We start from the raw sequence: 12816 nt of genomic DNA on the forward strand, positions 1-12816 counted from the left end.
ACATTTAGTTTAAAATCAAGAGAATATTTAGCCATGGAAAAACACCCCAAAGTTGGTGTCCAACTTTTGGGGTGCAGTTCATTAAAATGGGGGTTTTTTATACTTTTTTTCTAAAACGTAATTTGGCTTAATTTGTTATTAACTAGGCTACTCAATTAATGAACGAATATAATCTTTTGTTTCTTCTCTATCCATCGGCTCACGTTCATTAATGCCCATCTCAAAGATATTTAATGCACCATCTAATTTTTCAATAATCTCTTCATCATCTCGAATGCAGAAAATATAAGCATTTTCAAACGGTGTGAGATCGACCAATCGTAACCCTTTTTCTGTCAAAAAGTGGTTAATATATTCCAAATAAGGGAGTTCATAAGGCAACATATAAGGGTCTACACTCACCTCATCCCAATCAATATTTTCAACTTGAGATAAAATCAACGCACTGGGTGATTCAGGCAAAGAGATGTGCTCTAACGATTTTAGGTCAGGAATATCACCAAAATATTCTGTCCACTCCACATAATCCATTAATCCTTGAGCAGAGAGTGATTCATACAGCCAATTAAGAACATCTTCTTGAGCATCTGACTCGGGTAAATTTTCACGCAAAGCTTGCGCATCTAATTCAGGCACGGCGAGTTCAAGCGCGCTAATCAACTCTTCAATGGTTTCCATTATGACCCCTGTATTTACAGTAAATGTGATTAAAAATAGATTATCAGCCATCAATATACTGTACATCTCTTGATTTATTAATTTGTGAATCGTCTCACTGACTCTGAATTAGAACCTTTTGGAATAAAAAGATAAAAAAGTTATAAGTATATTCATAAAGCTTATTTCCATCTTTAGCTTGATGGCGTATGGTAATTTCATCTGACCTTATAAAAATCATGTACCGAGGATAAAAATGAGCAAGATTTTCGAAGACAACTCGCAAACTATTGGGCACACTCCCTTAATTCGCTTAAAGCATTTCGGAAATGGCAATATTCTGGCTAAAGTGGAATCTCGTAACCCAAGCTTCAGTGTGAAATGCCGTATCGGTGCCAACATGATTTGGGATGCAGAAAAAAAAGGCATTCTTAAAGAAGGTGTTGAGCTTGTAGAACCTACCAGTGGTAATACCGGGATTGCGCTGGCTTATGTTGCCGCAGCTCGTGGCTACAAATTAACACTGACGATGCCAGATACCATGAGTGTAGAACGTCGCAAATTGCTCAAAGCATTAGGCGCTAATTTAGTGCTGACTGAAGGCGCAAAAGGCATGAAAGGTGCCATTGACAAAGCCAATGAAATTCGTGATAGCGATCCTAAACGCTACCTTTTACTACAACAATTTAGTAATCCAGCTAACCCTGAAATTCATGAAAAAACCACCGGCCCTGAAATCTGGAATGATACTGATGGTGAAGTAGGTGCCGTGATAGCTGGCGTCGGTACTGGTGGTACAATTACAGGTATTGGTCGCTATTTGAAAAAGACACAAGGTAAAGCAGTAACAATGGTTGCTGTTGAACCAACAGGCTCCCCTGTTATCACTCAAGCTCTAGCAGGTGAAGAAATTAAACCGGGCCCACATAAAATCCAAGGTATCGGAGCGGGTTTTATTCCTGAAAACCTCGATTTATCGTTACTGGATCGTGTTATTCAAATCACTAACGAAGAGGCGTTTGATACTGCTCGTGAACTTATGACTAAAGAAGGTATTCTCGCAGGTATTTCTTCAGGTGCAGCGATTGCGGCAGCAGTAAAACTCGCAAAAGAGCCAGAATTTACTAATAAAGAAATTGTGGTTATTTTACCTTCTTCAGGTGAGCGTTATTTAAGCACCCCACTTTTTGCTGACATTTCTGATAGCTAAATCGCGTCATCTCAATTGTAAAATATTTATTAAAAAAGCACCTTAATGGTGCTTTTTTTGTGGTAGAGATCAAAGTTTGTTATCCAGACAGGTGATTTATTTCTTCGAGTTTAGTATTTAATCAATTAATTATTTCGAAGGTCGAAATTAATCAGAAAATAATCGAGATAACAAAACGAACTCTTTTATCTTTCTGAACACTATTTTTATCAGATGACGCTTTACGACTTAATATTATCTGATATTGCTACGCAAAGCAGGACAAATTCATCTACACTTACTAAGTCCTGACTTAATGTGAACAATTGAGTTATAAAAGGAAAAAATCCTATGTACCAGCAAGAAGTTACTATTACAGCACCAAACGGCTTACATACTCGTCCTGCAGCACAATTTGTAAAAGAAGCCAAAACATTCTCTTCTGATATCACGCTTATCTCTAGCGGTAAATCTGCCAGCGCTAAGAGCCTTTTCAAGTTACAAACTTTAGGCTTAACCCAAGGTACTGTTGTGACTATCTCTGCTGAAGGCGAAGATGAAAAACAAGCTGTTGAAGCATTGGTAAAATTAATGGCAGAATTAGAGTAATTCGCGATTAAGTATTAACGCCGTATTTATTCCCCTGAAACCATTCAGGGGAGTTAATTTCAATGATGATTTTAAAACAACAGTATTTTGCAATCCTATTCTTTTAAGATTATCACCAGCGAGTCGTAGGATAAATTATGATTTCAGGAATTTTAGCATCACCCGGTATCGCATTTGGTCAAACCCTTCTCCTCAAAGAAGAGCCCATCATCATTAGCCAACGTAAGATACAAAGTGATGAAATTGAGAATCAAATCGAACGTTTTAAAGATGGCCGTAACAAATCTGCACAACAACTAGAAATTATTAAAGAGCGTGCTGAAAAGAATCTTGGTGCGGATAAAGCCGAAATCTTTGAAGGTCATATCATGTTGCTAGAAGATGAAGAGTTAGAACAAGAAATTGTTACTCTCATCAAAAGTGACAAAAAAACCGCTGAAGCTGCAGTTCAATCTGTTATTGAAGACCAAGCAACCGCATTAGAAGCGTTAGATGACGAATATCTAAAAGAGCGTGCGGCTGACGTTCGTGATATTGGTAAACGTTTAATGCGAAATATCTTAGAGATGCCAATTATCGATTTAAGTGCTATCTCAGAGAAAGTTATTTTAGTAGCAACTGACCTTACCCCATCTGAAACAGCGCAATTAAGCTTAGACAACGTATTAGGTTTTATCACTGACTTAGGTGGCAGAACCTCTCACACCTCTATCATGGCTCGTTCATTAGAAATTCCAGCTATCGTGGGAACATCTAATGCGACACAAACCATTAAAAAAGACGATTATCTTGTTCTTGATGCGATTAATAACAAAATCATTATTAATCCATCAGATGAGGAACTCGAAGCATTAAAAGCTATCAAAGAAGAGTACTTACACGAAAAAGAAGAATTAGCAAAACTCAAAGACTTACCTGCCATTACACTTGATGGGCATCAAGTCGAAGTTTGCGCTAATATTGGTACAGTTCGAGATGTTGCGGGTGCTGAGCGTAACGGTGCTGAAGGGGTTGGTCTGTATCGTACAGAGTTCTTATTTATGGATAGAGACTCTTTACCAACCGAAGATGAGCAATTCCAAGCCTATAAAGCGGTAGCCGAAGCTGTAGGAAGCCCTGCGGTCATTATTCGTACAATGGATATTGGTGGTGATAAAGACTTACCTTACATGAACCTACCAAAAGAAGAGAACCCATTCTTAGGCTGGCGTGCAATTCGTATCTGTCTTGACCGTAAAGAGATCCTTCATCCGCAATTACGTGCTATCTTAAGAGCATCTGCTTTTGGTAAACTACGCATTATGTTTCCAATGATTATCTCTGTTGAAGAGATCCGAGCATTGAAAGCAGAACTTGAAATACTGAAAAGCCAACTTCGTGAAGAAAAGAAAGCTTTTGATGAATCTATTGAAGTCGGTGTGATGGTAGAAACCCCAGCCGCAGCAGTAATGGCTCGTCATATGGCAAAAGAAGTTGACTTTTTTAGTATTGGGACTAACGATCTAACACAATATACTCTGGCTGTAGACCGTGGAAATGAGCTGATATCTCATCTATATAATCCAATGTCACCTGCAGTACTCAACCTGATAAAACAGGTGATTGATGCATCACATGCTGAAGGTAAATGGACTGGAATGTGTGGTGAACTTGCTGGAGATGAACGAGCAACATTGCTCCTTCTCGGCATGGGATTAGATGAGTTTAGTATGAGTGCTATTTCAATTCCTCGCATCAAAAAAGTGATCCGTAATGCGAATTACGATGATGCAAAAGCATTAGCAGAGCAAGCACTTGCTCAGCCAACTGCAAAAGAATTGATGGACTTAGTAGAAACTTTTACTAAAGAAAAGACACTGTGCTAATCGCATTAGCCAGAGCCCGGTCCCAACTACAATAATTAGGAGAAGATTCATGGGTCTGTTTGATAAATTAAAATCACTGGTTTCAGAGGAAAAGAAAGGCAGTGGCACGATTGATATTGTTGCACCACTTTCTGGTGAAATCGTCAATATCGAAGATGTTCCTGATGTTGTTTTCGCTGAAAAAATCGTAGGTGACGGTATTGCTATCAAACCTGCTGGTAATAAAATTGTTGCGCCAGTCGATGGTACTATCGGTAAAATTTTCGAGACTAACCATGCTTTCTCTATTGAGTCTGACAACGGTATCGAGTTATTTGTCCACTTCGGTATCGACACTGTTGAACTGAAAGGTGAAGGGTTTAAACGTATCGCTGAAGAAGGTCAGCAGGTAAAAGTCGGTGATACTATTTTAGAATTTGACTTGGCGGTATTAGAAGAAAAAGCAAAATCAGTTCTAACACCGGTTGTTATCTCTAATATGGATGAAATTCAAGGTTTAACTAAAATGACAGGCCCAGTTACTGTTGGTGAAACCGTTATTATTCAGATTAAAAAATAATCTTCTGTTATGTTCTCTATTTAAACCGCCACCAATAAAGTGGCGGTTTTTTTATATTCAAAAAACACAAGCTAAAAACTAAAAACGACTCTCACTCATTCGACGATGTTCTTACTCTAAATAATTCAAGATGTAGAATAAGCCCCTAGGAGCATACTTTAGTATGTGACTAGGGTGAGTGAACGCAGTCAACAACGCTACAACTTGAAGTATGACGAGTAAAATGCTCTAAATAATTCAAGATGTAGCTAGGCGACAAGTGAATAAGTCCCTAGGAGCATACTTTAGTATGTGACTAGAGTGAGTGAACACGGTCAACAACGCTACAACTTGAATTATGACGAGAAAACGCCCGTCGATAAATAACGATCACCCCTATCGCACACAATCGCAACAATCACCGCTCCCGGATTCTCTTTTGCAACGCGCAGAGCGCCAGCAACAGCCCCTCCAGAACTTACGCCACAGAAGATACCCTCTTGACTTGCTAAAAGGCGCATCGTTGATTCTGCTTCTTTTTGTGACATATCTATCACACTATCCACCAGCTCTTGTTTAAAGATACCCGGCAAATAAGCAGGTGACCAACGACGAATACCTGGAATTTGACTTTTTTCTTCAGGCTGAAGACCTATCACTTGCACGCTATCAGATTGTGTTTTTAAGTAACTTCCCACCCCCGTGATTGTGCCCGTAGTTCCCATACTCGAAACAAAATGTGTAATACGACCTTGTGTTTGTTGCCAAATTTCAGGGCCAGTAGAAATAAAATGAGCTCTTGGGTTATCTGGGTTATTAAATTGGTCTAATACCTTACCTTCCCCCTGCTGTTCCATCTGTTGTGCGAGATCTCGCGCACCTTCCATACCGATTTCACGACTCACTAAAATCAATTCTGCGCCATAAGCTTGCATTGATGCTTGACGCTCTTTACTCATATTTTCAGGCATTAACAGCTTCAAACGATAACCTTTTACCGCTGCAATCATCGCTAAGGCAATACCCGTATTACCACTGGTTGCTTCAATCAGCGTATCACCCGGTTTTATTTCACCGCGTAATTCCGCTTGTTCAATCATCGATAATGCAGCTCTGTCTTTCACTGAACCTGCGGGATTATTGCCTTCAAGCTTAACCCAGATTTCAGCGTCCACCTCTTGTGTAAGTCGTTGTAGTTTTACTAATGGTGTATTACCAATAAATTGTTCTAACCCTGCCACAATAAGTTCCTGCTCATTTGTTTGTCTGTATTAATGAAGAAATCACATTTAACTTATTAACGCAATAATATTAACGTAATTCAATAAGTCTCTACACTTTCGTAAAAACCAAAACACCCACACTAAAAATAAGCATGGGTGAGAAATAATAAAAGGCTATGCTATTAATAAAATTAAGCAGTATAGGCTAACGATACCGTATTTAAGGGAGTATCTCCCGTATATAAACGGGCTTTAGCACCTCCCATATAATAGGTATTTCCTTTTGTCGGCGCCGAAGAAATATCATTCCAAACTGCAGTAATAGGTGTTTCACTCCATCCTAATGGCTGTAAAATTAACTGCCAATAATGTCCCTTGGGTGATACCTCAATAACTTTGACTGGCAATCGGCAAACACTGTTGGCATGCGCACTTAATGCAATTTCCCAAGGACGTAAAAACACATCTACCGAACCTTGATAAAGCGGAGTCACAGATAATGGCAAGTGATATCCCCCAATCTGTAATTGAGCACCGTTAATTTCACCTTGTAGATGATTCACATCACCTAAAAATTCTAAAACAAAGCGGCTTTTGGGTGATTGCCACACTTCTTGTGGTGTCCCTACTTGTTCTATTTTGCCATTTCCCATAATCACAATGCGATCAGCCACTTCCATCGCTTCTTGTTGATCATGAGTAACAAAGACACTGGTAAATTTAAGCTCTTCATGCAACTCACGTAACCAACGACGCAATTCTGTTCTTACTTTGGCATCTAAAGCGCCAAAAGGCTCATCAAGTAGTAAAATTTGAGGTTCAACCGCTAAAGCTCTTGCTAAAGCGACACGCTGTTTTTGCCCACCCGATAATTGTGCTGGATAACGTTGCGCTAAATGAGGCAACTGGATCATCTCTAATAACTGTTGCACTTTTTTATGAATAGCTTCTTTGTTAGGACGCTCTCTTCGAGGCAATACTGTTAAACCAAAAGCGATATTCTCAAATACGGTCATATGGCGAAACAGTGCATAATGCTGAAAAACAAAACCCACTTTGCGATCTCTAGCATGTAACCGGCTGACATCCACCCCTTCGAAACGAAGACTTCCTTGGGTTTGATGTTCAAGGCCTGCAATAATACGCAAGAGTGTTGTTTTACCTGATCCAGAAGGCCCTAACAGCGCCACCATTTCACCTGAAGCCACATCAAGGGTGACATCATGTAACACTTCAGTGCGATCAAAATATTTAGTGACACTATTAATTTCAATACTCATATTTTGCCTCTACTTTGTGTAAATAATGATGTTCATTGCTGACGGGCTAAATGCCATTGCAAAGCACTTTTAAACATTAAGGTGAAAATTGCCATCATCGCGAGTAATGCGGCTGCAGTGAATGCACCAACAGTATTATAATCTTGATGCAGTAATTCAACTTGTAACGGTAATGAATAGGTTTCGCCACGAATAGCACCAGAGACCACAGAAACCGCACCAAATTCACCGATAGCTCTGGCATTAGTTAATACCACGCCATATAACAATGCCCAGCGAATGTTTGGTAAGGTCACTCGCCAAAACATTTTCCAACTACTTGCACCTAATAACACGGCTGCTTCATCTTCTTGGCTGCCTTGACTCATCATCACTGGCACCAGTTCTCTCACTACAAAAGGGCAAGTGACAAATACCGTCACTAATACCATTCCCTGCCATGAGAACATAAGTTGAATATCAAATTGCGATAACCACTGCCCAGCCCAGCCATTACTACCGTAAAAAAGCAGATAAAGTAATCCAGCAACCACTGGAGACACTGCAAATGGAATATCAATCAATGTCATTAATAACTGGCGTCCCGGAAAACGAAAGCGCGTGACAAGCCATGCCATGCTGACACCGAACACCATATTGACAGGTACCGTGATTAACGCGATAAGTACGGTTAACCAGACAGCATGTAACATATCGCTGTCTAATAAGTTCTCAGTGAATATCTCAACGCCTTTTGAAAACGCGGTCATAAAGATCCACGCAATAGGCACAACTAAAAATAAAATGGATAACACAACGCCTGTAAGGATTAACCCCCACTTTACCCAATCAATTTGGCGACGATATACCGAGCGTTGTTGCATAATATCTGACATCAATGCCCCCTTAACCGTTGACCAAATCGGCTTTGTAATCCATTAATTGAAAACAGTAAGACTAATGAAACAAGTAAAATCACAGAAGCAACAGCACTTGCCGCTGGATAATCAAATTCTTGCAATCGAATAAAAATCATCAAAGAAACGACTTCTGTTTGCCATGCAATATTGCCAGCAATAAAAATAACAGCGCCAAACTCACCTAAACTGCGCGTAAAAGAGAGTGCGGTTCCTGCTATTAGTGCGGGTGATAACTCTGGTAATACAATCTTACAAAACGTCTGCCAACGACTCGCGCCTAGTGTCTCAGCCGCTTCTTCATACTCAGGGCCTAACTCTTCAAGAACGGGCTGAACTGTTCTTACGACAAAAGGTAAACTAGTAAAAGCCATAGCAACGGCAATGCCAATCCATGTATTAATGACTTTGATATCAAATTTATCCAATACAAAACCGTACCAGCCTTGTGTTGAAAAAAGAGTTGCAAGCGTCAAACCAGCAACAGCCGTAGGTAAAGCGAAAGGTAAATCCATTAAACCATCAAGTAGTTGTCTACCCGGAAAACGGTAACGTGTAATGATCCACGCAAGCAACATACCGAAAATAGCATTAAAAATACTGGCAACCGCGGCCGCTAATAGTGTGACTTTATAAGCAGCCACAATTTGAGGATGCGTGATCACCGCCCAATACTGGGACCAACTCATATCAGAAAGTTGCACAACCAGCGCACTCATTGGTAACAGTAAGATCAAACAGGTGTAAAACAGTGTTCCACCTAAACTTAATCCAAATCCTGGTAATACCCGTTTACTGGTTGTGATAAACATTATTGACGTCCTTGCGCTAACAATTTATCAAGCATGCCATCTGTCGTGAAATGTGTTTTCATCACGTTATTCCAGTCACCAAATACCTCTTCAATCGTAAATAGTGACGTTGCTGGGAACTGAGCTGCTTTTTTAGCCATGACCGCTTTATCATTTACGCGATAATTAAATTGCGTGATGATCTCTTGTGCTCTAGGAGTGTATAAATAATTGAGATAGGCTTTTGCCAGTTCTTCGGTATCATTACGTTGAACGTTTTTATCAATCCAAGCGACAGGAAACTCAGCCAAAATATCAACGGGTGGCACAATGACTTGATATTCATCTTCACCATATTGTTGACGAATATTATTAACTTCAGATTCAAAACTGATCAGAACATCTCCAAGTCCACGTTCAATAAAAGAGGTTGTTGCACCACGACCGCCTGTATCAAATACCTCAACATTCTTGAGGAATTTCTTCATTGCTTCTTGTGTCTTCTCATCGTTACCATAAGCTTTTTCAAAAGCGCCCCACGCTGCTAAATAGGTATAGCGACCATTACCCGATGTTTTAGGATTAGGGAAAACCACTTTGACATCTTCACGTGTTAAATCCTCCCATGAAGTAATATTCTTTGGATTTCCTTTGCGTACTAAATACGCCATGGTGGAATAATAAGGCGAGCTATTATTAGGAAGACGTTGTTGCCAATCAGCAGGAATTAATTTGCCTTTATCATGCAAAATTTGCACATCGGTAACTTGGTTATAGGTCACGACATCCGCAGGTAAACCTTGCAATATTGCAAGTGCCTGCTTAGAAGAGCCCGCATGGGATTGTTTGATTGTAACTTTATCATCGGGATGTTGAGCATCCCACTGTGTTTTAAAATCGCTATTTAGCTGTGTGAATAGCTCTCTTGCGATATCGTAAGAGCTATTAAGCAATTGAGCCGCCCCCGCATAACTACTAACCACCAAAGACAATGCTGCGGTTGCTTGTAATGCAAAGGTTCTGATTGTGTTTTTCTTCATCAAAAGTACCCATCATTGTAAGTTTTATTCTAATGGTTACTCTATCGACTTTATTTATAACAGTGTAGTTAGCTTTTGTTATTTGATATAACTATAAGCTATTAAAAATGAATGAAGCTCAGGCTAATTAATTAAATTTGCATCAATTATTATTAATGTGAAAAAAATTCAGACAAAAAATGCCCGCTTTTAAAGCAGGCATTTCATCAATAAAACGTATTTAACACGAGATAATGATTACAGCGCTTTTAATACTTCATAAGAAGGTGCGAAGTAATAGCTCCCTGTTACAGGTTTACTCATACGCAATAAGTCGTCATGTTTGCCGTCTAATTCACCAAACATGCTCAATAGTTGCTGCTCAATGTTATATAAACGACCACAGTAAGCTAAGAAATATAAACCATGTTTACCACTTGCAGTACCATAAGGCAGGCTGTGACGTAAAATCGCTAACTCTTCACCGTCTTCTTCAATTACCACACGAGAAACGTGAGATGTCACATTACGCTCAGATTCATCAAGTTCGACACTGTCTTTTTTAGTGCGACCGATCATTTTTTCTTGGTCTGATTCACTAAAACGAGCCCATTTTTTCAGATTATGCTCATAACGTTGAACTAAAACATAACTACCACCAGCATCAACACCGTCATTAATTAGTGCAACGCCATAGCGCTCATCATCTTGTGGATTTTCTGTACCATCAATAAAACCACTTAAATCGCGCTCTTCTATCCAACGGAAACCATGAATTTCTTCTTCTACTTTGATTGCATCACCAAAAGCAGCAATGGCAGCTTGTGCCAGTGAGAAATTCACATCATGACGCATAGATTGAATATGAATAAGAAGATCACGCTGTGTTGCAGGCGCTAAACCTTTACCTAAAGGGCGAAAAGGTTTGAGCTCTGGTGCGCTATTCTCATTAGAAAGTTTTTTCCAAAGATCAGAGCCAAATGCAACAACTGCACCTAGTGATGCATCAGGAAATTGCTTTTGTAGATCAGATAATGATTGCATGAATTTCTGACACCCTTCACGCAGAGCCTCTAATTCACCCACGACCATTGCTTCGATAAAAAGACCAAATTTACTATGTGCGACTAAAATGCCACTTTGTGCATGAGACATATTGCTTTCCTAATCAATAACCAAAACACCCAAAATGATGTTAATTATATCGAATCTCTTTTCCTGAAGATTTGCCTTTTAACAAAAATCGGACAGTCTGATTATAAAATCTTCCTTATTTTATAAGGAATAGCGTGAAGGCGATTTGTTCTGCCAAATAATTTGCGTTAATGTCCAGTTAGATAAAACTTCATCAGGTGGCATTAATCCATCAGGACCATCCCATTGGCCACTAAAGACATAACTCACCGATTTAGCTTCTGTAGATTGGCATAAAATGGTTCTCTGTTTTTCATCTTTAGGACCTTTGCTACACGCACCAAATGCTTTTTTATAGATATCTTTAAATGGTGTACCTATCGTTATACCCCAATCCGTTGTTGCCTTGGCATCAAAGACTTCTATTTTTTCAACAGTGCCTTTTTCTTTGCCATAGAAGGCCACTTGAACTTTATTATCATCAATCGCTTGGACTACAACAATAATATCGCTACCTTGCATCTCCATACCTTCACGATAATTGAAGCTACTCCCTAGCTCATTTTTTATTTCACTTTCTGTTATTTTTGTTGAACTGGTGATATTTCCTAATCCATTGGCAGAAACTGTTAACGTATCATTTGAAAACCAATTCATCGGATTTAGTGCAGAAAAAGACATTCCTCCCATGGATGAGCAGCCACTTAATAGCAAAACACTTGTGCTTAAACACAAGGGTAACCAAAACTTAGGCATCATTTGTTTCTCCGTTAAACTTTTTCGTCACACATTAAAATAGATATTGAGGTGATTAAGCACACCTTATCTTACTCTTTGTATCGCCCCAATCATCAGGCTAAAACCGTCGCGATAAATCAGCATAGCAAAATATCTACTGATTTGATCTTAGATAACCACATGAAAAGAAAGCCTAGTTACGACCATCAACAGAACATTTTGTTCCACAAAAAAGGTAATATCAGATTTTACGCATAAAATAAGAAGTACAAATGCAAGAATAGAAACAAAGAAAAAAGAGATAAATATAAAGAGAAGAGAAATAACCCCTAAAGATATCAGGGGTTTTAAACACAATTAAAGATCGAAATCCTGATCAACAATTAATCGTTTAGCATAAGTTGTGCTTTCTTGGTTTTGATCTTCATACAATAACTTCTCAAACATACAGATTGTTGCATCATTTTCTTCTGGTACAACTAATGTAATTTGAGGGCACCCTTTCGCAATCAGCTTTTTCTCTAATCGAGAAATCAATGCATTGGCAATGCCTCTTCCTCGAAAATCTGGATGAACGCCTAAATAGTATAAAGAGCCACGATGACCATCGTAGCCACCCATCACACTCCCCACAATCTCACCAGCCACTTCGGCTATCAGAAATAAATCGGGTGAGTGGTTTAATTTTCTTTCAATATCAATTTCAGGATCGTTATCAGGCGATATCAAATCGCAACGCTCCCAAAGTGTAATAATTGCCTCAAAATCATCTTGGCGAAATACACGTATTTCCATGGTTTTGCCCATTATCGGTCACATAAATCTGAATTTATTATCGCTTGTTTGGTTTATGAATCAACTTGAAAATGAGAACATA

13 protein-coding genes are annotated in these 12816 nt (G+C 39.1%); 4 read left to right on the forward strand and 9 right to left on the reverse strand.

The genetic code is table 11. The annotated features are described in order from the left end of the window. Window positions 1-147: 147 nt before the first annotated feature. Window positions 148-678 (reverse strand): hypothetical protein, encoded by a 531-nt coding sequence (locus tag B6258_RS00345; protein WP_099073635.1) that lies wholly within the window; start codon window positions 676-678, stop codon window positions 148-150. A gap of 235 nt (window positions 679-913) precedes the next feature. Between B6258_RS00345 and cysK the strand changes: the two genes are divergently transcribed. The 4 genes from cysK to crr all read left to right on the forward strand — a co-directional run bounded on the left by cysK (window position 914) and on the right by crr (window position 4879). Next, window positions 914-1867: a cysteine synthase A gene (gene cysK / locus B6258_RS00350; RefSeq protein ID WP_099073636.1), complete on the forward strand. Its 954-nt coding sequence runs from the start codon at window positions 914-916 to the stop codon at window positions 1865-1867. Between the two features lie 330 nt (window positions 1868-2197). After that, entirely contained in the window at window positions 2198-2455 is a 258-nt protein-coding gene (gene ptsH / locus B6258_RS00355; protein ID WP_006533407.1) for a phosphocarrier protein Hpr, read from the forward strand. A gap of 137 nt (window positions 2456-2592) precedes the next feature. Then, window positions 2593-4320 carry a phosphoenolpyruvate-protein phosphotransferase PtsI gene (gene ptsI, locus B6258_RS00360; RefSeq protein WP_099073637.1) on the forward strand — a complete coding sequence of 576 codons (1728 nt, stop codon included), beginning with the start codon at window positions 2593-2595 and terminating at the stop codon, window positions 4318-4320. A gap of 49 nt (window positions 4321-4369) precedes the next feature. Further along, complete coding sequence (crr, locus tag B6258_RS00365; RefSeq protein ID WP_036935451.1) at window positions 4370-4879, forward strand: PTS glucose transporter subunit IIA; 510 nt, start codon at window positions 4370-4372, stop codon at window positions 4877-4879. 335 nt (window positions 4880-5214) lie between these two features. On the opposite strand, the gene cysM is transcribed toward crr, so the two are convergent. From cysM to B6258_RS00405, 8 genes are all read right to left on the reverse strand, one after another. Then, window positions 5215-6099 carry a cysteine synthase CysM gene (cysM, locus tag B6258_RS00370; protein ID WP_099073638.1) on the reverse strand — a complete coding sequence of 295 codons (885 nt, stop codon included), beginning with the start codon at window positions 6097-6099 and terminating at the stop codon, window positions 5215-5217. A gap of 173 nt (window positions 6100-6272) precedes the next feature. Further along, window positions 6273-7361 carry a sulfate/thiosulfate ABC transporter ATP-binding protein CysA gene (gene cysA / locus B6258_RS00375; protein WP_099073639.1) on the reverse strand — a complete coding sequence of 363 codons (1089 nt, stop codon included), beginning with the start codon at window positions 7359-7361 and terminating at the stop codon, window positions 6273-6275. Window positions 7362-7393: 32 nt separating this feature from the next. Then, entirely contained in the window at window positions 7394-8236 is an 843-nt protein-coding gene (gene cysW, locus B6258_RS00380; RefSeq protein ID WP_099073640.1) for a sulfate/thiosulfate ABC transporter permease CysW, read from the reverse strand. Continuing rightward, window positions 8236-9069 carry a sulfate/thiosulfate ABC transporter permease CysT gene (gene cysT, locus B6258_RS00385; protein ID WP_099073641.1) on the reverse strand — a complete coding sequence of 278 codons (834 nt, stop codon included), beginning with the start codon at window positions 9067-9069 and terminating at the stop codon, window positions 8236-8238. The genes cysW and cysT overlap by 1 nt, the downstream gene beginning before the upstream one ends. After that, window positions 9069-10088 (reverse strand): thiosulfate ABC transporter substrate-binding protein CysP, encoded by a 1020-nt coding sequence (gene cysP / locus B6258_RS00390; RefSeq protein ID WP_099073642.1) that lies wholly within the window; start codon window positions 10086-10088, stop codon window positions 9069-9071. The genes cysT and cysP overlap by 1 nt, the downstream gene beginning before the upstream one ends. Before the next feature lie 237 nt (window positions 10089-10325). Further along, window positions 10326-11222 carry a Dyp-type peroxidase gene (locus B6258_RS00395; protein WP_099073643.1) on the reverse strand — a complete coding sequence of 299 codons (897 nt, stop codon included), beginning with the start codon at window positions 11220-11222 and terminating at the stop codon, window positions 10326-10328. Between the two features lie 120 nt (window positions 11223-11342). Further along, the gene (locus tag B6258_RS00400) at window positions 11343-11960 is read right to left on the reverse strand and encodes an RpoE-regulated lipoprotein (protein ID WP_240531497.1); all 618 of its coding nucleotides are present in this window, start codon (window positions 11958-11960) and stop codon (window positions 11343-11345) included. 336 nt (window positions 11961-12296) lie between these two features. Continuing rightward, window positions 12297-12734 (reverse strand): GNAT family acetyltransferase, encoded by a 438-nt coding sequence (locus tag B6258_RS00405; protein ID WP_099073702.1) that lies wholly within the window; start codon window positions 12732-12734, stop codon window positions 12297-12299. Window positions 12735-12816 lie beyond the last annotated feature (82 nt).

Source organism: Proteus alimentorum (assembly GCF_002607735.1).
In the GTDB taxonomy this organism is placed as follows: domain Bacteria; phylum Pseudomonadota; class Gammaproteobacteria; order Enterobacterales; family Enterobacteriaceae; genus Proteus; species Proteus alimentorum.

What these genes read in the sequence shown, in the direction of transcription:
- crr (WP_036935451.1), top strand. Translation starts at nt 4,370, where the DNA reads ATGGGTCTGTTTGATAAATTAAAATCACTGGTTTCAGAGGAAAAGAAA.
- B6258_RS00405 (WP_099073702.1), bottom strand. Translation starts at nt 12,734, where the DNA reads ATGGAAATACGTGTATTTCGCCAAGATGATTTTGAGGCAATTATTACA.
- cysT (WP_099073641.1), bottom strand. Translation starts at nt 9,069, where the DNA reads ATGTTTATCACAACCAGTAAACGGGTATTACCAGGATTTGGATTAAGT.
- cysP (WP_099073642.1), bottom strand. Translation starts at nt 10,088, where the DNA reads ATGAAGAAAAACACAATCAGAACCTTTGCATTACAAGCAACCGCAGCA.
- cysA (WP_099073639.1), bottom strand. Translation starts at nt 7,361, where the DNA reads ATGAGTATTGAAATTAATAGTGTCACTAAATATTTTGATCGCACTGAA.
- B6258_RS00345 (WP_099073635.1), bottom strand. Translation starts at nt 678, where the DNA reads ATGGAAACCATTGAAGAGTTGATTAGCGCGCTTGAACTCGCCGTGCCT.
- cysW (WP_099073640.1), bottom strand. Translation starts at nt 8,236, where the DNA reads ATGTCAGATATTATGCAACAACGCTCGGTATATCGTCGCCAAATTGAT.
- ptsH (WP_006533407.1), top strand. Translation starts at nt 2,198, where the DNA reads ATGTACCAGCAAGAAGTTACTATTACAGCACCAAACGGCTTACATACT.
- B6258_RS00400 (WP_240531497.1), bottom strand. Translation starts at nt 11,960, where the DNA reads ATGATGCCTAAGTTTTGGTTACCCTTGTGTTTAAGCACAAGTGTTTTG.
- B6258_RS00395 (WP_099073643.1), bottom strand. Translation starts at nt 11,222, where the DNA reads ATGTCTCATGCACAAAGTGGCATTTTAGTCGCACATAGTAAATTTGGT.
- ptsI (WP_099073637.1), top strand. Translation starts at nt 2,593, where the DNA reads ATGATTTCAGGAATTTTAGCATCACCCGGTATCGCATTTGGTCAAACC.
- cysK (WP_099073636.1), top strand. Translation starts at nt 914, where the DNA reads ATGAGCAAGATTTTCGAAGACAACTCGCAAACTATTGGGCACACTCCC.